Genomic DNA, 20,704 nt, shown 5'->3' with positions numbered 1-20,704 from the left:
GACATGACCACTCCGACCGCCACCCTCGTCCACAGTGGACGATTTGTTCAGGCCCTGGTGAACCGTGCGCTCGGTTCGCCCCGAAGACGCCCGGCGGGCAACCGCCGATTGCCGAGAACGAGGAGGAGGTCCTGGGCCGCCCCGGTGAGCGGGGTACCGGTGCCGTACGACCAGTCGAGGTCATCGGCACGCAGGGCAATGCCGGTCAGATCGGTGCCGAAGTACTTGATCTGCTTCGGCTTCATCGCGGCGAAGATGACCTCAAGGCGTACCGGCGGAACCCGGCGCTCCAGCTGCAGGGCGGTCGTGATGTCGAGGCCGTGGATCACGTCGTGGCTCAGAGCGCCCTCAGCGCCGCCACCCGGCGGCCGCCACGGGTGGTCGGCGTTGTCGCGCAGCGAAGCGACCAGCGCCTCGCGGGAGAGTTCGGCGGCCTCGCGCCGGGCGACGCGGTCGGCCATGGCGTTGAAGCGCCCACCGGACTTCGCCAGTTCCCGCACGAACCGCCCGGTGGAGAACCGGAACGGCATGGTCATGTGGGCCACCACCTCGGCCACCCGCCAGCCGGCGCACAGCGAAGGCGAGGTCCACGCCGACGGCGGCAGCGATTCGAACAGGGCGGCAAGCTCCCGCCGCTCGGCGGCGATCAGGTCCTGGATCACGGGGGTCTCCTTCACAGGTCGGTCCCCCACCGACGAACGGAACCGGCCCGGACCGACACCGCCCCTCGAAACCCCTCCCCCGGCGAAGGCGGCTCCGAACAGTCCGGCAGCGAGCCCCGGCCTCCTCAGAGCGCTCGGCGGCGCAGTCAGCGACCTGTCGGCCGCCCCGACACGCAACCCCACCACACGGCCAGGCCGACCGGCACACGAGGCGGTCGGCGCCTCTGCCACCGCTGCGAGGCCCCGCCGTACAACCAACCAGCCGCCACCACCGGTCCGAGCCGGTCGGCGACCAAGCACCCCGCGGGCGCCCCCTCAGAGGCGATCGGCCACGCGGTCCAGCGCCCAAGCGGTCGCCGGAACCGCGGCCAGCGCGGCGCAGAACCCACCCACAGCATCCGTCGGGTAGTGCGCGCCCAACGCCACCTCGGCCCATCCCATCGCCAAGCCGGCCACCAAGGCCACCCCCAACGCAAGGGAAACCCCGGCCGCGCGCCCCAGCGCCCAGCGCTCGGTGAGCACCAGCCCGATGACCAGCGCGAGCGCCGTCGCCATGGCCGTGTGCCCACTCGGGTACGACAGGAACTCGCCGTGGATGGTGCGGCCGACCAGCGGCTTCAGCACTGTCGTCACCGCCACCGTGACCACCACGCCCAGCACCGTCAGCACGGCGGCCCGGACACGGTGGACCAGCCAGCACACCCCCGCAAGGAGCGCGATCAGGATCGCCGAGCCCACCGGTTCGCCACCGAAGTCGAAGACCAGGGCGACGTACCGCCACGGCGGCCGGACCCCGTCGATCGAAGGGAGGAGTGCGGCGTCGAAGCCGGTCAGGCCCGAGTCGTGGAAGTGGAGGATGCCGAGCGCGACCAGCACCGCCGTCGCCAGGGCGGCCGAGATCGACAGCGGAGCGCGCAGCACGGCCGGCAGGGCCGGGGGCGCCGTCCGGACCAGCTGCCTCACGCCTTGATCGCCGCCTCGTACCCGGCGATCAAGCGGTCCAGGCCGACCGCCGGCGTGAAGTCCTTCTCGTACCGGACGCGGGCCGCGTCGCCCATTTCGCGATTGTGGTCACCGACGACCGCGCGCAGGCGGTCGGCGAGCGAGGCCTCGTCGTCCGGGACGTGCAGGAGACCCGTGACACCGTCGTCGACCAGCTCGGGGAACGCGCCGTGCGCGGCCGCGACCGTCGGCACGCCGGCGGCCATCGCCTCGACCACCACCAGGCCGAAGGCCTCCAGCCACGTCGACGGCGCGACCACCGCGACCGCGTCGGCGGTCAAGGCGCGGCACTCCGCCTTGTTCTGGAGGCCGACGTACGAGACATCCGGGCGGCCGGCCGCCCAGGCCGCGACCTCGTCCTGCATCGGGCCGGTGCCCGCGATGACCAGCGGCACGCCCAGGGCGCCGCCGAGACGCTCCCACGCCCGCATCAGCAGGCCGACCCCCTTCTCCTCGGTGATGCGGCCGAGGAACAGCACGTGCCGGCCGGCGCCGGTGCGGCGGACACCGGGGTCGGTGACGAAGTTGTGCTTCACCGCCATCCGCTCGCCGGGCATCCCGGCCGAAACCAGGAGGTCACGTTGGGCCGCCGAAATGCAGAAGAACCGGGAAACGCCCGTCCACCACCGGCGCCGGTTCGCGACCATGCTCGCCGCCATCGGGAGCGTGGCCGCGCTCGAACCGCGGTAGCAGCCGTGCTTCACCGCCGGCAGCGGTGAGCCGCCGACGCACTCGGTGCAGATGCGGCCGTCGCGGTGGAGCGTGCCGGGTGGGCAGACCATCGTGTAGTTGTGCAGCGTCGCGACCGCGGGCACCCCCGCGTCCGCGCACGCGGCGACCACCGAAGGCGACAGCAGCGGGAACGTGTTGTGGATGTGCACGACGTCCGGGCGCGAAGCCCGCAGCCGAGCGGCGAGCTCCTTCCGCACCGCCGGGTTCCACGGCACCATCAGCGGCACCGCGGCCTTGCGGGGCAGCGGCATCGCCGCGATGTCGTCGCTGCGGCGTTCGAACAACGACACCTGATGGCCGCCGTCGGCGAGCAGCGTCACCTCGGCGTCGACCACGTTGTTCTCGCCGCTCGGCTGCTCGGACCGGTACCGGTTGTGCACCACGAGCACCTTCACGCGCCTGCACCTCGCACGTCTGCCCCCTTCGTCGGGATGAATGCCTGTTCGTCGGACTGCGGCACCCCGCGGACCAGCAGCGACGCGGCGACCGCCAAGTGCAGCAGGTACGGCGACGCGTCGCCGAGCCCCGCTTCGGTGTAGGAGGCCGATATGCAATAGGTGATCAGGAAGATCGCGCACGCACGAGCCAATGACGGTGGCCGCAGCACAGCCACCACGACCAGCGTGAGGAGGAATGCCGCCACCAGCGCGATCCCGACGAACCCCTGCTCGTGGTAGATCGCGAGCCAGCTGTTGTCGATCGGGAGGCCGTCGTAGGACTTGTCGGTCAGCCCGACCCCGAAGATGTAGTCCGCCGTCGACCGCGGGGCCTCCAGCAGGGCGTCCCACACCTTCGCGCGGCCGGTCAGGCTGGAGAAGTTGTCCGCGCTCTGGCCGCGGAGGAACCACGTCTGCAACGCACCCGCGAGCACCACGCCGGCGACCCCGCCGACACCGACCGTCCACGCGAACACCTTCCGGGCGCGGGCGCTGGTCAGCATCATCGACAGGAAGGCCACCGCGAGGCCGGCGACGAGGCCGAGCGTCGCCGTGCGGGTGTGGGTAAGCATCAGCAACCCCAGCACCGGCACGACGATCACCAGCGCGCTGCGCCAGGTCGTGCGGCGCCCGAACCAGAGGAGGAGCGTGAGCCCGGCGATGACGGCCGCGTACTGGCCGATCTGCGGCGGGGTCAGCGGCCAGATCGCGCCCGAGAGCCGGCCGCCGTACTCCTCCGGCATCGCTTTGCCGGGCGAGATCACCAGGCCGACCGCCACCGATGCGAGCACGACCGCGTACGTGCGGATGTGGTACCGGACGAACGCGAACCCGCCGTCCCACCAGCGGGTCAGCAGCCAAAGCGTGGAGACGAACATCGTGAGCCGGAAGCAGCGGAACAACGCGCCGAGACCCTCTTGCAGGTCGGCGCTGGAGAGGATGCTCGTCCCCAGCAGCGCCGTCAGCAGCAGCAGGTACGCGCTCGGGCGGATCCGCAGGTGCTTGTTCAGCGCCAGCGCGATCACGAACGCCGTCATCAGCGAGCCCATGGTGACCAGCTGGCTGACCGACCGCGGCAGCGGGAGGACCGTCTTCGCGCCGGTCGAGCCGAGCGTGTTGAGGATGAGCAGCGCCCACGCCACGCCCGCCCACTTCGGCGTCGAGGAGGCGGGTTCGGGCGCAGCGTCGCCGCGAAGGCCGGCCAATCCTGTCTGCGCTGTCTGCCCGGTCGGCCCGGTCTGCGCTGTCATGTCAGCCCCCGCCCTGCGCGGTGAAGGTGCTCCCGCTGTCCTGCGAGTACGGCGCACCTTCCCACTCGCCGATCTCGATGACGCGGTCGGCCGAGTACGCGATGAAGGTCCACGGGCCGGCGTAGCTGTTGTCGTGCCAGCGGTTGTCCTGCTTGTAGGTGATCGATTCCTGGACGGCGTCGCCGCGGTACGGCGACCAGTCCGGGTAGCTGCCGAAGTTCGACAGCAGGCCCATCCGGCCGCAGGAGGCCTGGCAGCCCACGACCGCCGGGTCGAGGACGAACTTGTTGTCGTGGATGTCGACGTGCTGGGTCTTCCAGCGGCAGTCGGCCAGGAGTGCGCCGCTGGTGATCGCCGGGGCCGCGCACTGCTTGACGGACGGCACCAGCCGGGTGCAGTCGCCCGAGGAGGTGTTGGCCGGGCTGTTGCAGAACCGGTCGGCGTTCTCCCACAGCGTGATCCCGGACCAGTTGTTCTCCAGGTAGTTGCGGGAGATCTCGATCTTCGCGGTGCGGGCCTTGATCCGCGGCTCGCCACCGGACTCGGAGATGTAGACCGCCGACGTCGGGAAGTTGTCGCTCTTGTCGGCGTACCGGCGGCCGTCGGCCCAGTTGTTCTTGCGGATCGTGTTGTCCCGGATGACGGCGTTGTAGCTGATCTCGTAGATCAGCGCGGCGCTGTCGTTGTTCTCGATGAGGTTGCCCTCGATGAGGAAGTCGTTGTTGTTCGTGTCGGCCCACAGCCCGGTGCCGTGGTTGTCGTGCACCCAGTTGCCGCGCACGTCGGCGCCGTCGACATCCCAGAACTTGACCCCGCCGCTGCAGCCGCAGCCGTCGATCTTCGCTTCCCAGTCGCCGGTGTTGTTGCCGGCGATCTCGTTGCCCTCGACGACGAGGGCGGTGATCGGCGTGCCGCCGGAGTAGGCGTTCATCCCGTACTGGCCGTTGCGGCGCAGGCAGTTGCCGCGCACCTGCTGGCGCGCGCCCGCCATGAGGCCGGCACCGTCGTTGTCCTGGATGGTCGAGTGCTCGATCACCCAGCCGTCGCCGGAGTCGTGGTTGACCACGCCTTCGTCGTGCGGGGCGGCGAAGCCCTGCACGGTCACGTAGGTGATCTTGACGTCGACCGCGTGGCCGGTGAAGGCGTACTGGTTGATCTTCCGGCCGTCGACGACCGCGCCGGGCGCACCGATGTAGACGTCGCCGTCCTTGGGGGACACCTGGTCGTACTTGTCGTCGCCGAGGATGTGCTTGCCGGCCTTGAGCCAGAAGGTGGTGCCCGACCCGGCCGAGCGGGTCTTCGCCGCCAGGTCCCCCGGCACGGCGGGATCGACGACAACGGCACCCGCGGGCGCGGCGGCCGGTCCCGCCGGCTGCTTGTCACACACGGCGGCGACCGACCCGCTGGGGGCCGCGGTGGCCTGGGCCGGACCACCGTCGGTGTCGGGGCCACCCGAGCACGCCGCGACCGTGAGCAGGACACCGAGCAGCGGAGCTGCACGGCCGAGTCGGAAGCGGCGGGCTGTCACGGGCGGGTCCTAACTGAAGCGGAGCAGGGTGGTGAGGTGACCGGGCGACCCGGAGCCGATGAGGGTGGTGGCGGGTTCCTTCCGCCCGAACCCCGCGGAGTACCAGCCCAACGGCGGCTCGGCAGCACCACGGTGCACGGTCCAAGAGAGTCCGGCGGGCAATTCCATGACGGCGGTGCGCACAACGCCGGCGAGCGAACCGGAAACCCGCCCGACGAGCGGATCGGCAGCCACGGAACCGGCCCGGCCCCCCGCAGCGGCGGAACCGGGCTCGTGCCCGCCACCGGCGACCAGCGGATCGGCAACCAGGGAACCGGCCGCACGCCCACCGTCGGCCGAGGAACCGCCGCTGCTCCCCTCCTCCGCGAACGAATCGGGCCCATCCGGGGCGACCGTCCAGCGGAGGCGGGCCGTGGTGCCGTCGAGCATGACCGTCACCGTCGGGCCGAAGTGGAACGCCAAGCGGGCTGCGCCCGGCGAACCCCCGCCCAGCACGTCGTCGACGATCTTCAGGACCTCGCCGTCCAGCTCGACCGTGCGGCGGTGGATTGCCGGGGCGTAGCCGTCGTGGGCTGCCGACCAGCGGGCCGGTCCGTTGTCCGGGGTGTGGACCTCCAGGACCTTCGTCACCGCGTGGCGGGTCCACAGGAACGGGCCACCCGACACCGACTGGTCGCGGCCCGCCAGCTCGAGCGTGTTGTGGCCCAGCGTCGACCGGAAGTACGAGCGCCACTGCGGCTCGCCGTGGTAGCAGAACGTGCCCGGGTCGGCGAGCACATCCACGCCGTCGTGGCGGACCTCCAGCGAGAGCGCGTCCGCGTGGGCGTGGGCCGCGATCGACAGGAATCCGTGGGGACCTCCGTCGCAGCGGACCCACAGCGGGCCCGAACGCAGGATCGTCATTCCCGCGTCGCGCAGGTGCGCCGGACGGCGGCCGGGGCGGACGCCCGAAGCGCGTGGAGTCCGCGACACCAACGATGCCAGCAGAGGTGTCCGTACGTCGTCGCCCGGGACCGGTGGCCACCAGTCCAGGCGGCCGAACAGCGCCTCACCGGAGCCCAGCAAGGAGGCCCAGCGGTCAGTCGCCGCGCCGTCGACGATCAGGCCGAAGCCGTCGTCGGCGTCGCCCTGGCGGGGCGGCCGGAGCCTGTTGTCCACAATGGACGCCAGGGCGTCGGTCATCCGGAGCAGGACCTCCCACGTCGAATCCGGCACCGGCGTGCCCGCGGCGTCGGCCTCGATCGCCGCCGCCAGGCCGAGTTCGAGCACCAGGCCGTGGTACTCCGACGCGAGTTCCGCGTTGAGACCGGAGGCGAACGTGTTGCGCGCCAGCTGGACGTCCAGCGAGCGCATCGCCGCGGCGCGCCAGCCCGCCGACTCCGGGAACCAGCCGAACGCGCACGCCGCGGCCAGCAACCCGGCGTCCTCGGCGATCACGTGGTTGTTCGCCGACGAGCCGTGGCTGCGCAGCGTCTCGAGCCAGTTCTGGTGGTGCCACAGCTGGAGCTGGAAGTCCGGGTTCTCCTCGAACAGTTCCGCGGCACCCGCCCAGCCGTCGAGCAGGCGGCGCGTCCAGACCCACGACAGGAGCCGGATGCCCAGCTCGATACCGCTCACCCAGTGCGGCCCTCGCAACGGCGGATTCGCCGCCCACCAAGACCGCAGGTGCTCCGCCACGCGAACCGCGTACGCCGAAGAACCCGTCAGGGCGTATGCCGCGGCCAGCACGGTGAGGTGCTGGTGGCGCGACGGCTCCCAGATCTGCTTGATGTCGCCGACCGTGTCCTCCGACCGGTACGGCACGTCGAACGCGTACTCGTCCGAGGGCGCGCGACGCCCGGTCTTCGGGTCGAGGAACCAGTCGGGCGCCTCGAAATCCGTGCGCTCGACGCCGAAGTACTCCGCGCGGCCCGCCATCAGCTCGTCGGCCGTGGCCAGCAGCCGCTTGACCGCCTCGCCGGACACCTTGCCCAGCACGCCGGCGGGCAGCGTCGCGGTGAAGCGCGGGTGCGACGGCCAATCGGGCGGCGTCGGCAGCGCGGACCGCCACTGCCGCTGGACGACGGCGTGCCGCGCGCGGCCGACGACCTCCGCCGGCCCCATCCGGGACAGCCGGCGCAGGTACCAGCCGGGACCCATCATGGACGGGCACCTGCCTTCGGCAGCAACGCGGGCCGTTTCGGCGCGACGCTCTGCATGCCGGAACGCGGCGGCCTCGACCGGATCGGTGCGTCGCTCGTCATGCCGGGGCACCCGCCTTCCGCGGCAGCTCGATCCGCACCGGCGCCGCGTTCGCGACGCTCGTCTGCGCGGCCAGGGTCGCCAGCGTCGTCGCGGCCAGCGAAGCGATCGAGATCGGCATCGGCGAGCCCGTCCGCACCGCCGACAGGAACGCGTCGACCTCGGCGGCCTGGCCCTTGTCGCGGCCCTTCGGGAGGCGCGAGCTGGCCCACTTCTTCCGCGAGTACACCGACGCGCGGACGAAGTCGTCGAACTTGAGGACCTTGCCGTCGGCGACGACGTCCAGGGTCTCCTTGGGGAAGCCCGAAGAGCCGGTCTCGGCGTAGGTGATCACCGCCGTCGAACCGTCCGGGTAGCCGAGGGTCACCTGGAGGTCTCCGGTGGCGTACACCGAGACCGGGTCTGCGTCGAGCAGCCAGCTCACCGTGTCGATGAAGTGCCCGCCCTCACCGGCGAAGCGGGAGCCCTCGGAGGCGGTCTGGTTGTACCAGCTGCCGTGGTCGAGGCGGCCGGCGTTGACCAGGTACCGCACGCTCGCCGGGCCGACGCGCGGGCCGAACTGCTCGCGGGCCTCGTGCAGCAGCGGCGCGAACCGGCGGTTGAAGCCGACCTGCAGCCGGTCGTTGCCGGACTCCTCGATCGCGTCGAGGACCTTCTGCAGTTCTTCGGGAGAAAGCGCCAGCGGCTTCTCGACGAACACCGCCTTGCCCGCCAGCAACGCCTGGCGGGTCAGCTCGGCGTGCGAGCTGTGCCGCGTCACGACGAACACCGCGTCGATCGAGGAGTTGCCGAGGACGTTGTCGATGTCGGTCGACGCCGCCGCGAAGCCGAACTTGCGCCGCGCGTTGGCGCCGGACAGCGCCGACGTCGTCGCGACGTGCTCGAGCTGCACGTCCTCGCGCTCGACCAGGTGCGGCAGCAGCATCGAGGACGCGTAGTTCCCCGCGCCGATGAAGCCCAGGCGCACGGGCTGACCCGCCGGCAAAGCGGCGGCAGAAGACGAGACCAGCCCGACCCGCGCGGACGTCACCACGGGCTCCGTCCGAGCGACCGCGTCCGGGTAGCGGAACAGCACCGCGACGGCCTTCAGCGACCCCTCGTTCAGCGACTGGTACGTCGTGACCGCGTCCGAGAAGTCCGAGACGTGCGTGATCAGCGGCTCGACATCCAGCCGGTCGCGTGCGATCAGGTCGAGGACGCACTCGAGGTTGCGGCGCTCGGTCCAGCGGACCTGGCCGATCGGGTAGTCACGCCCCTCCAGCTCGTACGACGGGTCGTAGCGGCCGGGTCCGTAGGACCGCGAGAACCGGACGTCCAGTTCCTTCTCGTAGTAGGCGTTCCACGGCAGGTCGAGCTTGCACTTGCCGATGTCGATCACGCGGCCGCGGTCGCGTGACAACTTCGCGGCCAGCTCCACCGGGTCGTTCGTGTTGCCGCCGGCGGCGAGGTAGGTCTGGTCGACGCCCGCGCCGTGGGTCAGCTCGGCCACGGCCGTGTCGACGATGCCGGACGCCGGGTGCGCGCAGGTCAGCGCGCCGAGGCTCTCGGCGAGCTTGCAGCGCTCGGGGTCCGGGTCGACGCCGACGACGCGCACGCCGGACGACGTCAGCAGCTGGACGACCAGCTGGCCGATCAGTCCGAGGCCGATGACCAGGGCGACGTCGCCGATCTGCGGCTCGCCGCGGCGGACGCCCTGCATGGCGATCGACCCGACGGTGCCGAACGCGGCGTGCCGCGGGTCGACACCGTTGGGCACGCGCGAGTAGAGGTTCTTGGGCACCCAGTTGAGCTCGGAGTGCAGCGCGTGCTCGTTGCCCGCGCAGGCCACCAGGTCGCCGACCGAGACGTCGGTGATGCCGTCGCCGACCTGCTCGACGATGCCGCACAGCGAGTAGCCGAGCGGGGTGTAGGAGTCCAATTTGGACGTCACCTTGCGGTAGGTCGCCGAAAGGCCGTTCGTGGCCACGCTCTGCATGACCTTCGCGACCTGGTCCGGCCGGGCTTTCGCCTTGCCCACCAAGGACAGGCTGGCCTCGGACACCTTCATCATCTCGGTGCCGGTCGAGATCAGCGAGTACACCGTCCGCACCAGCACGCCGCCGGGCTTGCAGGCGGGCTCGGGGACCTCGAGGAGCGCCAGTTCCCCGCTCTTGTAGTTCTGGACTACCTGCTTCACTTCGCTCCCGCTCCAGACATCGCGTTCCGGTACCAATACTCAAGAGTCAAGACGTGCCAGAGGTGCTTGCCGCGGTCCTCCTGGCCGGCGGCGTCCTCGGCGACCATGCGCTGCAGCGCCTCCCGCTGCAGGAATCCCGAGGAAACGAGCACCCCTTCGTTGACGACTTCGCGCACCAGCGGCGCCAGGTCGCGGCTCATCCACGCCCGCAGCGGCGCGCTGAACAGGCCCTTCGGCCGGTGCACGATCTCGCTCGGCAGGATGTTCAGCGCCGCGTTCTTCAGCGCGACCTTGCCGGCGCGGCCGACGATCTTCTTGTCCCCGGGGATCTTGAAGGCCGCGCGCACGACCTCGACGTCGACGAACGGCGTCCGCACCTCGGTGGACGCCGCCATCGTCGAGCGGTCGGTGTAGGTCAGGTTCAGGCCCGGCAGGAACAGCCGCGAGTCGGCCAGGCACATCCGGTTGACGAAGTCGTCGAGCGCCTGGTCGTTGTACGTGTCGGCGTGCTCGGTCAGGACGTCGTCGACGACCGACGCGAGGTCGGGGTTCACCAGGCCGAGCAGCTCGGTCCGGTCGTACATCGTGTAGCTGCGCCGGAACGCCGTCTCCTCGGGCAGGCCCGCGAAGGACAGGAACCGCTTGGCGAACCGCACCGACCGGTACCCGCGCTTGGCCGACGCCACCGGCAGCCGGTCCACAAGGGACTCGACCGGTTTGCGGACCGCGCCCGGCACCTTGTGGTAGCGCAGCGCGATCAGGTTCGCGAGGTGCTTGCGGTACCCGGCGAACAGCTCGTCGGCACCCATCCCGGACAGCATCACCTTGACGCCGGCCTCGCGCGCGGCCGAGCAGATCAGGAACGAGTTGATCGCCGCCGGGTCGCCGATCGGTTCGTCCAGGTGGTAGGTCATCTTCGGCAGCAGGTCGAGCACCTGCGGCGCGATCTCGATCTCGTGCAGGTCGACGCCGAACTGCTGCGCCACGATCCGGGCGTACTTCAGGTCGTCCGGCATGGCTTCGAACTTTGCGTCCTCGGGCCGGAACCCGATGGTGTAGGCGGAGATCCCGGGCTGCGACCGCGCGGCCAGCGCCGTCAGGTAGCTGGAGTCCAGCCCGCCCGAGAGGAACGTCGCCACCGGGACGTCCGAGAGCAGGTGCTTGGCCGTCGACTCGGCGATCACGGCGTGCAGGTCGACCTCGCCGTCGAAGGCCGCGCCCTCCTCGGCGACCTCACGCAGCGACCAGAACCGGCCGCGGTCGACCTGGCCGTCCGGGCGGCAGCGCAGCCACGTGCCCGGCTGCAGCTTCTCCGCGCCCTGGTAGGCGCACCGGCTGTCCGGCACCCAGTAGTAGAGCAGCGACGCGATCAGCGCACCGCTGTCGATCTGCAGCGAACCACCGAGTTCGCCGGCCAGCGCCTTCAGCTCGGACGCGAAGGCGACCCCGCCGTTCCGCTGGACGAAGAACAGCGGCTTGATGCCCAGCTGGTCGCGGACCAGGAACAGCTCGCCGGTGCCCTCCTCGAACATGGCGAAGGCGAACATCCCGCGCAGCTTGGGCAGGCAGTCCGTGCCCCAGCGCCGCCACGCCTGCAGCAGCACCTCGGTGTCGGACGTGCCGCGGAAGCGCACGCCGGCGCCCGCCAGCTCGGCCCGCAGCTCGGGCGCGTTGTACAGCTCGCCGTTGTAGCTCAGCGCGAGCCCGTCCAGGACCATCGGCTGGGCGCCGGTCTCGGACAGGTCGATGATCGAGAGCCGACGGTGTCCCAAGTGGACTTCACCGGGACCGGCGCCGTGCTCGTAGCGGCCGGAGCCGTCCGGGCCGCGGTGGGCCAGGGTCTTGGTCAGCCGGTCGGTGAGCGGCCCGCCGTCCGGCCAGAGGTAGGTGCCTGCGATGCCGCACATCTCGGGTGCGTTCCCCTTCGGTCGCGGCGCGGGTCAGGAGACTCACGCACTCTTTTCGGGGGTCTGGGTGGCGGAGCCCCCGGCCCGGGGCGAAGCCCCGGTTGTCACAGCACTCTTTTCGGGGGTCTGGGTGGCGGAGCCCCCGGCCCGGGGCAAAGCCCCGGTTGTCACAGTGCTCTTTTCGGGGGTCCGGGTGGCGGAGCCCCCGGCCCGGGGCGACGCCCCGGTTGTCACAGTGCTCTTTTCGGGTTCGAGGTCGGCGTTCAGTTCGCCCTTGTGGTTCGGTTCGGCGTGATCGCGCTTGAACGGCGACGGCCGCTTCGGGGGCTTGACGGGGGCGAATTTCTTCGTCGGCGCGTTCAGGTGGTCCGGCACGCTCACGCTGCCGGGCGGTGGCAGGGGCGAGGCCGGTGGCCTCGGGGTGGCCAGCGCCGGCGGGAGCACCGGCCGGATCGGGGTGAACCGGCGCGTCGGGTGCTCGGTCGTGGTGACGCGCTCGACGACGCGGGCGACCAGCTCGTCCAGGTGGTCTTCGCGCTCGGCCGGGGCCGGCTGCGCCGCGGCGGCCGGGCGGCCGCGGCCACGCAGGGCCGTGTGCAGGCCGTCCCACAACGTGCCGTCGGACTTGTCGCGCGGGTCCGGATCGACCAGCACGACGCCGATGATCGGGATCTCCTGGTCGGCGAGCTGCCGGGCGACCGTGTGCAGCCACAGCGTGTTCGCGTGCCCGGACTTCACGACCAGCACGGTCTCCTTGCCGAGGTGCTCCAGGTCGGTCCACGCCGTGCCCGGCGACACCGTGCCGATGCCGACGCGGCGCTCCTCCGGCGTCCCCGGCGGGTCGCCGGCGCCGACCACGGAGACGTCGCTCTTGGTCTCCTGCGCGAGCTTGCGGACGTCCTCGCCCGGCAGGTCGTCGACGACGCTCGCGGCGCCGTCGGCGGCCAGCTCCTCGGCGATGTCCAGGCCGAGCGCGGCGGCGACCTTCGGGGCGCCGAGCTCCAGCAGCGACACCCCGCGCGGCTCCTGCTTGATCAGGCGGACCAGCGTCGTGGCGACGCGCTTGCGTTCGGAGACCGCGCGCGAGCGCCGCCACAGCCGGGCCGGCCCGCGCAGCTTCGACGGCAGCTGCGCGATCACGGACGCGCCGAGGTGCGTCGAGATTTCGCGGCGCAGCACCGGCCGGTCGCGCGAAACCGCGCCGACGGCGACGAGCGCGAGCCCGAGAGCCAGGCCGAGGGCGAACCCGATGCCGGCGTTGGTCGCGGTGGTCTTGAGGAACGCCTTGGGCAGCGCGCGGGCCGCGTCGACGACCTGGGTGCCCGCGGCGACCTGCGGGCTGCCGATGCCGGCCTGCTGGGCGCGCGAGGTGAAGTCCGTGATCTGCGCGGTGAGCGCGGCCCGGCGGCTGTAGAGGTTTTCGAGCGCGGGCTGGCTGGCCTGGCGGCCCTTGCCCTCCTCGGCGACGATCTGCTGCTCGACCTTGCTCAGCTCGTCCTGGGCGTTCTTGCGCTGGTCGAGGATGGCCTGCGACTGGGCGGCCGCGGCCGCCTGGCTGCGCTTGACGTGGTCGGCGATGAACGTTTCGGCCAGCGCCTGGGCCCGCGCCACGGCCTCTTCGTTGCTCTTGGCCTTGACGGTGATCTGCAGGACGTTGTTGGTCACGCCGAGGCCCGCGTAGTTCTTCATGAAGTCTTCGGGCGAATCGGTGCTGCCCAGCTTCTTCAGCGCGGCCCCGGCGATCTGAGCCGTCTGCAGCACGGCGACGTCGGTGCGCATCAGGGTGCCGCTGTCGGTCGGCGAGTCGTCCTGGTGGACGACGATCACCTTGGCGACCGCGGTCGGCGGCGCGGGCAGCAGGAAGGCCAGCGCCGCGCCGGCGATGAGCCCGAGGAGCGCGGTGGCCAGCCAGACCCGCTTGCGACGGCGGATCGCGACGAACAGCCGCTGCAGGTCGACGAGCGGGGCGGCCGGGGCCTGCGAAGGAGGAGTCGTCACGCCGAACCTGCCAGGGCTTTCTCGGGGGCTTCCGCCGCGGGTCCGGGTTTCTCCGGCTCGCCCGGCCGGACGGCGTGGGTGAGGACGGCGCCGACGATCTCCTGGCCGCCGTCGGTGCAGGCCTCGGCGAGCTGGACCAGCTGCCACGCGGTGCGCGTGCCGGCGCCGAGCACGACCAGGACCCCGGAGCTCGCCGTGGCGTCCGGCACCGTCGGCCGGTCGGGCGAGAACTCGAAGATGCGCAGCGGCACGGACAGCCGGTCGGCCAGCTCGGCGAGCTGCGCGGCGGCCAGGCGGCCGGTCTCGTCGTCGTCGGCCACCAGCAGCAGGACGTCGGCGGGGCCGGTGGCCAGCCGGGCCAGCACCCGGCGGTAGCGGATGTCGCGGTTGACCTCGTCGGCCGAGGTGGCGACCGGCGGCAGTACCCACGGCCGGTCCCCGCCGAGGAGGTGGCGCACCTTGCCGACGAAGCCGGTGGCCGGGCTGCGCTCACCCGGCGGGGTGGTGACGTCGACGCCGGCGAGGATCGGCGCGCCGAGCGCGGAGGCGATCTCCGGCTCGCCACGCAGGCGCCGGTCGGTGCGGGCGGTGAACAGGTGGCCGAACACGCCCACGAGGAAGAACAGCACCGCGCCCCCGGCGACGAACTGCGTCATCGTCGGAGCCGCCGGCGACGTCGGGCGCTGGGACGGCCCGAGCACCACGGTGTTGCCGACGCCGGTCGCCAGATCGGCCTGGTTCAGGTCGTTGATCGCCTGCTCCAGCGACGTCTTCAGGCCCTCGAGCTGGGTGCGGACCTGCACGCTCTCCACGGTCAGGCCGCCACCGACGTTCTTGGCCAGGTCGCTGATCTTGTCCGTGGTCAGCTTGACCTGCTGGCGCAGCGACTCGCGCTGCTCCTGGGCGAGCTGCACCGAGGCGTCGGCGGAGTTGCTGGCCAGCTGCGTGGAGTACTTGACGTACTGCTGCGCGACCTGGTCGGCGAGCTGCTGGGCGTGCTCGGCGGTGTCGGCGGAGACGGTGATCGTCACGACGTTGCTCTGCGCCACCGACGCGCTGACCTGCTTCTTCAGGTCGATGCCGCTGGGGTGCCACGGCAGCACGGCGGCCGCGCGGTCGAGGACGACCGATGCGGTCGCGATCTCGGCCTGGGTCAGCAGCTCGTCGGCCTGGCGCGGGCCCTGGAGCAGCACGCCCGAGGTCGTCTTGTAGCCGGGCGAGAACAGGATCGACGCTCCGGCGCCGACCAGCGCGCCCAGGACGGCGAGGACGGCCAGCAGCCGCCACCGGCGTCTCAGGACCTGCCCGACGAGGGCCAGGCGCACCGTGTCGTCAGTCAACGGCGGGATCTCCATTCCTGAGCCGGGTACGCCGAACGGGTTCAGTTGATCGGCCGGTTACCCCAACCGTCGTCGGACCGGGAGCATTGGTTACACGTCCGGTGAGTTCTTGACCTAACGGCGATCAGGACTTCACAGCGTGCTCATACGCGGCGAGCAAGTTCCTCGCCGAATTCGCCCACGAGAGCGGACCGGCCACCCGGGCCTGGCCGAGCTTGCCCATCCGGATCCGCTCCTCGGGGTCGTCGAGCAGCCGGGACACCAGCGCCGCGAACTCCGTCTCGTCGTTCGCCGGGGCGTAGACGGCGGCGTCGCCCGCGGACACCCGCGCCTCCCGCAGCTCGAACGAGACGATCGGCTTGCTCATCGCCATGTACTCCATGACCTTGTTCATCGTGGAGACGTCGTTGAGCGGGTTCAGCGGGTCCGGCGACAGGCAGACGTCGGCGGTGGACAGGTAGCGGACCAGGTCCTCATCGGAGATCCGCCCGGTGAACTCGACCTGGTTGGCCAGGCCGAGCTTCGCCGACAGCGCGACCATGTCGTCGAACGCGTCGCCCGAGCCGACGAACACCGCGTGCCAGTCGGTGCGGCCGACCTCGTCACGCAGCTTCGCCAGCGCGCGCAGGGCGTAGTCGACGCCGTCCTGCGGGCCCATCACGCCGAGGTAGGCGAGCAGGTACGGCTTGCCCTTCTTCAGCTCGGGCTCGGCCGGCACCTCGTGGAACCGCTCGACGACCGGCGCGCTGCGCACCACGAAGACGTCTTCGGGCTTCTTGCCGCCGCGGATCCGGGCGACCTGCTGGTAGCTCTCGTTCGTCGAGATCACGACGTCGGCGGCGCGGTAGGTGGCGCGTTCGAGCGCGCAGACCCCGCGGTAGAGGAGGTCCTGCCCGCGGTCGAACCGCGAAAGGTACAGCTCCGGGCACAGGTCGTGCTGGTCGAAGATGAACTTGGCGCCCTGGCGCTTCAGGTACTTCGCGACCAGGTAGAGCAGGTCCGGCGGGTTGCAGGCGTGCACCACGTCGACCGGCCCGACCTTGCGGGCGAGCCGCAGCGTGTGCCACAGGGCGCTGCCGTACTCCTGCAGGTAGCCGGCGGGCCCGCCGGTCGCCGCCTTGAGCGGGTAGCGGTAGATGTGGACGCCGTCGACGACGGCTTCCGCTTCGGTGTCGCGTTTCGTGCCCTGCGGGCAGATCACGTGGACTTCCCACCCGGCGTCACGCAGGGTCGTGGACTCCTGCCAGACCCGCCGGTCGAAGGGAACGGAGAGGTTTTCGACGAGGATGAGCGCTTTACCAGGCAAGGCCGGCGTATCCCTCTTCAAGGCGACGCTCGGCGGCGTCGGGCAGGCGGACGAGGTCGACGATCTCCCGTCCGTGCGGCAGGGCCGCCAGCACGTCCGGGTCCTTGGTGCCGACGAGCAGGACTTCGGCGTGGTCCATGACTTCTTCGACGGTGCCGGCGAGCAGCTGGCCGAGGTGTGGCAGCCGGCCCTCGATGTACTCGCGGTTGGCACCCATCAGGCGCGAGAGGCTGACGTTGGCGTCGTAGATCTTCAGGTCGTAGCCCTTGCCGAGCAGCTTCTCGGCCAGCTCGACCAGGGGCGACTCGCGCAGGTCGTCGGTGCCCGGCTTGAACGACAGCCCGAACAGCCCGACCTTGCGCTTGCCCGTCCGCGCGACCAGGTCGAACGCCCGCTGCAGGTGCTCGGCGTTCGACGCCAGGACGTGCGAGAGGATCGGCACGCTGACGTCGGCGCGGTGTGCGGCGTAGACGAGCCCGCGCAGGTCCTTCGGCAGGCACGAGCCGCCGAAGGCGAAGCCGGGCTTGAGGTAGGCCGGGCTGATGTTGAGCTTGGTGTCGGCGAGGAAGACGTCGATCACCTGGTGCGAGTCGAGGCCGAGCGCGCGGCAGACCGAACCGAGCTCGTTCGCGAAGCCGATCTTCAGGCCGTGGAAGGAGTTGTCGGCGTACTTCGTCATTTCCGCGACCGGGATCGGCACCCGGAAAACGGGGCCGGGCAGGCCCTCGTACAACGCCGCGACGGCGTCGCCGCTGGCCTCGTCGATCTCGCCGATCACCGTCTTCGGCGGGTCGAAGAAGTCGCGGACGCTGGTGCCCTCGCGCAGGAACTCCGGGTTCACCGCGACGCCGAAGTCGACGCCGGCCGTGCGGCCCGAGGCCTTCTCGAGGATCGGGACCAGCAGGTCCAGGCAGGTGCCGGGCAGCATCGTGCTGCGGAAGACGACGGTGTGCCGTTCGCTCTTGTTCGCGATCGCCTCGCCGATTTCCTCGGCGACGCGCTCGAGGTAGACCGTCGAGAGGCTGCCGTTCGACGCCGACGGCGTGCCGACGCAGACCAGCGAAATTTCGCTGTCGGCGACCGCTTCGGCGACGTCGGTCGTGGCTCTCAGCGCGCCGCTCGCGACGACCTCGGCGGTCAGCTCGCCGATCCGCTCCTCGACCACCGGGGCGTTGCCCTGCGTGATGAGGTCGATCTTCACCGGGTTGACGTCCACGCCGACCACCCGGTGTCCCTGCCCCGCCAGGCACGCGGCGGAGACACAGCCCACGTAACCGAGCCCGAAGACACTGATCTTCACGCCAAAACCTCCGCTATTCCGCGCGACCCTCAAGTTGGTCGGCGGGCGCCCCTGGATCGTTACCGCGGGGTCGGCGAACGGGGGACGGCGTGAGACTGCGGTGAGACGCAAGGGATCCGAGTGGGAATCGGGTCTCGATCCGGTACGCGGACCGGCGGCGGACCGTGGCCGGGGACCACGATTCGCCGCCGGGTGGAAAATAGGTGTCAGTTGTTGTTCACGAAGGTGGTGGCCAGGCTCTGGCCCTTGCTCACCGCGTTGGAGTGGTTTTCGATCGGCGAGACGGTCGAGTTCTTGAAGCAGATGTAGGTGACGCCGGAGTCGGTGCCGCCGTTGGACGGGTCGGGGTTGATGCCGAGGTCCTTCGCCGTCGCGTAGGAGGCTTCGCCGATGATCTGCGTCGGCCCGGTGTCCCCGATGACCGCATACTCGACCTTGCCGTTGTAGATCACCGCGCAGGAGCCGCCGCCCTTGAGGCCGGAGGAGGAGTACTTCCAGATGCTGCTGGAGCTCGGCACGACGATGTAGGGCAGCTTCGCGGCGTTGAGCGGCTTGCCGTCGGACTGGTGGAACGCCGTGTCGTCCTGGTAGCAGCAGTCGGTGTTCTCGTTGCACTGCGAGGTGCGCTGGCCGTCGCAGTCGATGTCCATGTCGGCTTTCCAGAAGACCGCGCCGTTGGCGTCGCAGATCGCGACCGTTTTGCTCGATACGTCTTCGTCCGTCTTGTACTTGCCGTTCGAGATCTGCTTGCAGCCGGAAGTCTTGGCGAGCAGCTGGGCCGCGGTGGGGGCGGCTTCGGCGGTGGCCGGCTGGGCGGCCGGGGCCGGCGACGCCGACGCGAGGGCCGACGGCATCACGGCCGACGCCAGCGCGAGGGTCGCGAGCAGGATCAGTTTCCGCATTGCTGGGGCTCCCTTAGTTAGGAAACTTTCCTTACGGCGGCGGGGCACCAGGATGCACCCCGGCGCGGGCGCGTTCAAGACCCCCGGGTCCGGGAATTTCCCATCAGATGGCCGGAGTTGACGAAAAGGCTGCTCATCGCTTCGAAGCGCGCGATACCGGTTCCGCGCGGTGTCCCGTTCGCCGGGACGCCGCCGGGCGGCCCGGAGCCGGCGAATGCGGCCTAACGGACGGCGCGGCGAAGAGACGGCTCGCCCGACGCGCCAACGGACGGACCGCGCCGCGACGAGACCGGTCACCCGATGCGATGCCGGACCGCGCCCTAACGGAGAGCGCGGCGAAAGAAGCGGTTCGCCCAGTGCGCGGCCCGCCGCGACCCGGCGAGCACGCCGTCGAGCCAGTCGCCGTCGAGGTCGTGCGGGAGCTCGGTGCGCGCCTGCAGCCAGCCGTCCCGGCGAGCCTCCCCGCCGTCGCTCGAGTACACGCGGGTGGCGCCCGCCTGCCGCAGCCGCGCGAGCACGCGCCGGTCGTAGGCGCCGAACGGCAGCGAGTACCGCCGCACCGGCCGGCCGCACAGGTCGCCGAGCAGCTTCGGCGCGTCCTTCAGCTCGCGGTCGGCGTGCCGGTCGTCGAGCCGCCGCCAGTCGCGGGGTTCCCAGCCGTGCGAGCCGATCTCCATCCCGGCGCGGGCGAGCTCGCGCAGCCCGTCGCGATCGAGGTAGCCGCGCTGCCCGAGCCGGCCGGCGAGGGGGAAGAACTCCGCCGTCAGGCCGCGGTCGGCCAGCCGCGGCAGCACGATCTCGACGTCGGATTCGTTGCCGTCGTCGAAGGTGAGGCGGACGTCTTCGCGATCCGCGGCGACGTCGAGGACGCGCTCGAACTGCGCCACGGTCAGCCAGCGCTCGTCTTCACCGGGGTCCAGCTGGCGCGCCGGCCGGCCCACCCCGTGCACGGCGAGGATCACCGTCACCACTCCCACCGCCTGCCACCGCGAGTAGTCGATTTGTTACTTCGATTAATCGCGATGGCAAACGGGTGAGTTACACATTTTTGCCGTTATTTAGCCTTTGCGAATCTCGAGCGTGCAGCACTTCGGGCCGCCGCCGGCTTTCCGCAGCTCAGAGATGTCGACGTAGACCGGCTCATACCCCCGCGCCGAGAGAAGTTCACCCAAACGAGTGGCCTCCACCGGGAGGACGACATTGCGGCCGTCGGAGACGCCGTTGAGGCCGAAGCACTCTGCGTCTTCCTTGGTGGCGAGCACCGCGTCCGGGAACACCCGCTCCAGCACGCGGCGCGAGCCGGCGGAGAAGGCCTCGGGGTAGTAGACGATCTGCGCGCGCGTCGAGTCCGTCGCCTCGGCGAGCACGAACAGCGCCGTGTCGAGGTGGTAGTAACGCGGGTCGACCAGCTGCAGCGAGACGACCGGGACGCCGAGGACCTCCTGCGCCTCGGCGTGCGCGGCCGGGTCGGTGCGGAAGCCGGTGCCGGCGAGCAGCACGGCGCCGGTCCAGGCGAAGTCGCCTTCGGCCTCGTTGATCTTCTCCGGCATGGTGATGTCGCGGTAGCCGTGTTCGACGAACCAGCGGCGGAAGTGCTCGGCCTCGGCGGCGCGCTGCGGGGCGCGGAACCGCGAGCCGAGCACCCGGCCGTCGACGACGGTGCCGGAGTTCGCGGCGAAGACCATGTCGGGCAGGCCGGGCTGGGGCTCGATCTCCTCGACGGTGTGGCCGAGGCGGCGGTAGGTGTCGCGCAGCTCGGTCCACTGCGCGACGGCGACGTCGGCGCTGACCGGCTGGGTCGGGTCCATCCAGGGGTTGATCACGTAGTCCACCGCGAAGAAGCGCGGCGGGCACATCAGGTATCGGCGGGTGGTCGGTACGCGGGTGGCCAGTGATCCCTGCATGATTGCAGGGTAAGGTGCA

The 20,704-nt window shown here is 71.0% G+C and carries 15 protein-coding genes; all 15 read right to left on the bottom strand.

The annotated features are described in order from the left end of the window. Positions 1–47: 47 nt before the first annotated feature. The 15 genes from ISP_RS02860 to ddaH all read right to left on the bottom strand — a co-directional run bounded on the left by ISP_RS02860 (position 48) and on the right by ddaH (position 20,685). Positions 48–662, bottom strand: a complete 615-nt coding sequence (locus ISP_RS02860; RefSeq protein WP_013222489.1) for a maleylpyruvate isomerase family mycothiol-dependent enzyme — start codon at positions 660–662, stop codon at positions 48–50. 315 nt (positions 663–977) lie between these two features. Continuing rightward, positions 978–1,625 carry a phosphatase PAP2 family protein gene (locus ISP_RS02855; RefSeq protein WP_013222488.1) on the bottom strand — a complete coding sequence of 216 codons (648 nt, stop codon included), beginning with the start codon at positions 1,623–1,625 and terminating at the stop codon, positions 978–980. Continuing rightward, entirely contained in the window at positions 1,622–2,791 is a 1,170-nt protein-coding gene (locus tag ISP_RS02850; protein WP_013222487.1) for a glycosyltransferase family 4 protein, read from the bottom strand. Before ISP_RS02850 ends, ISP_RS02855 begins: the two co-directional genes overlap by 4 nt. After that, positions 2,788–3,975: a membrane protein gene (locus tag ISP_RS02845; RefSeq protein ID WP_013222486.1), complete on the bottom strand. Its 1,188-nt coding sequence runs from the start codon at positions 3,973–3,975 to the stop codon at positions 2,788–2,790. Before ISP_RS02845 ends, ISP_RS02850 begins: the two co-directional genes overlap by 4 nt. Positions 3,976–4,084: 109 nt before the next feature. Then, positions 4,085–5,611 (bottom strand): right-handed parallel beta-helix repeat-containing protein, encoded by a 1,527-nt coding sequence (locus tag ISP_RS02840; RefSeq protein ID WP_013222485.1) that lies wholly within the window; start codon positions 5,609–5,611, stop codon positions 4,085–4,087. A gap of 9 nt (positions 5,612–5,620) precedes the next feature. Next, on the bottom strand, positions 5,621–7,753 hold the full coding sequence (locus tag ISP_RS02835) for a heparinase II/III family protein (protein WP_013222484.1): 2,133 nt from the start codon (positions 7,751–7,753) through the stop codon (positions 5,621–5,623). A 97-nt stretch (positions 7,754–7,850) separates the two neighbouring features. Then, positions 7,851–10,028 carry a bi-domain-containing oxidoreductase gene (locus tag ISP_RS02830; protein WP_013222483.1) on the bottom strand — a complete coding sequence of 726 codons (2,178 nt, stop codon included), beginning with the start codon at positions 10,026–10,028 and terminating at the stop codon, positions 7,851–7,853. Then, a complete protein-coding gene (gene asnB / locus ISP_RS02825) occupies positions 10,025–11,935 on the bottom strand; it encodes an asparagine synthase (glutamine-hydrolyzing) (RefSeq protein WP_013222482.1) in 1,911 nt (636 codons plus the stop codon). Before asnB ends, ISP_RS02830 begins: the two co-directional genes overlap by 4 nt. A gap of 42 nt (positions 11,936–11,977) precedes the next feature. Then, positions 11,978–13,933 (bottom strand): Wzz/FepE/Etk N-terminal domain-containing protein, encoded by a 1,956-nt coding sequence (locus ISP_RS02820; protein WP_013222481.1) that lies wholly within the window; start codon positions 13,931–13,933, stop codon positions 11,978–11,980. Further along, on the bottom strand, positions 13,930–15,288 hold the full coding sequence (locus tag ISP_RS02815; RefSeq protein WP_014466569.1) for an exopolysaccharide biosynthesis protein: 1,359 nt from the start codon (positions 15,286–15,288) through the stop codon (positions 13,930–13,932). Before ISP_RS02815 ends, ISP_RS02820 begins: the two co-directional genes overlap by 4 nt. A gap of 109 nt (positions 15,289–15,397) precedes the next feature. Then, a complete protein-coding gene (locus ISP_RS02810) occupies positions 15,398–16,579 on the bottom strand; it encodes a glycosyltransferase family 4 protein (protein ID WP_014466568.1) in 1,182 nt (393 codons plus the stop codon). Then, positions 16,569–17,879, bottom strand: a complete 1,311-nt coding sequence (locus tag ISP_RS02805; protein ID WP_013222478.1) for a nucleotide sugar dehydrogenase — start codon at positions 17,877–17,879, stop codon at positions 16,569–16,571. Before ISP_RS02805 ends, ISP_RS02810 begins: the two co-directional genes overlap by 11 nt. A 206-nt stretch (positions 17,880–18,085) precedes the next feature. After that, positions 18,086–18,781 (bottom strand): glycoside hydrolase family 75 protein, encoded by a 696-nt coding sequence (locus ISP_RS02800; RefSeq protein WP_013222477.1) that lies wholly within the window; start codon positions 18,779–18,781, stop codon positions 18,086–18,088. 320 nt (positions 18,782–19,101) lie between these two features. Further along, a complete protein-coding gene (locus ISP_RS02795) occupies positions 19,102–19,758 on the bottom strand; it encodes a polysaccharide deacetylase family protein (RefSeq protein WP_013222476.1) in 657 nt (218 codons plus the stop codon). An 81-nt stretch (positions 19,759–19,839) separates the two neighbouring features. Beyond that, positions 19,840–20,685, bottom strand: coding sequence for a dimethylargininase (ddaH, locus tag ISP_RS02790; protein ID WP_013222475.1), 846 nt, complete (start codon positions 20,683–20,685; stop codon positions 19,840–19,842). Positions 20,686–20,704: the final 19 nt, after the last annotated feature.

Source organism: Amycolatopsis mediterranei (assembly GCF_026017845.1).
GTDB classification, from domain to species: domain Bacteria; phylum Actinomycetota; class Actinomycetes; order Mycobacteriales; family Pseudonocardiaceae; genus Amycolatopsis; species Amycolatopsis mediterranei.
The sequence above is the reverse complement of the archived record's forward strand: the minus strand, read 5'-3'. Positions and strand labels throughout refer to the sequence as shown.

What these genes read in the sequence shown, in the direction of transcription:
- ISP_RS02835 (WP_013222484.1), bottom strand. Translation starts at nt 7,753, where the DNA reads ATGATGGGTCCCGGCTGGTACCTGCGCCGGCTGTCCCGGATGGGGCCG.
- asnB (WP_013222482.1), bottom strand. Translation starts at nt 11,935, where the DNA reads ATGTGCGGCATCGCAGGCACCTACCTCTGGCCGGACGGCGGGCCGCTC.
- ISP_RS02815 (WP_014466569.1), bottom strand. Translation starts at nt 15,288, where the DNA reads ATGGAGATCCCGCCGTTGACTGACGACACGGTGCGCCTGGCCCTCGTC.
- ISP_RS02800 (WP_013222477.1), bottom strand. Translation starts at nt 18,781, where the DNA reads ATGCGGAAACTGATCCTGCTCGCGACCCTCGCGCTGGCGTCGGCCGTG.
- ddaH (WP_013222475.1), bottom strand. Translation starts at nt 20,685, where the DNA reads ATGCAGGGATCACTGGCCACCCGCGTACCGACCACCCGCCGATACCTG.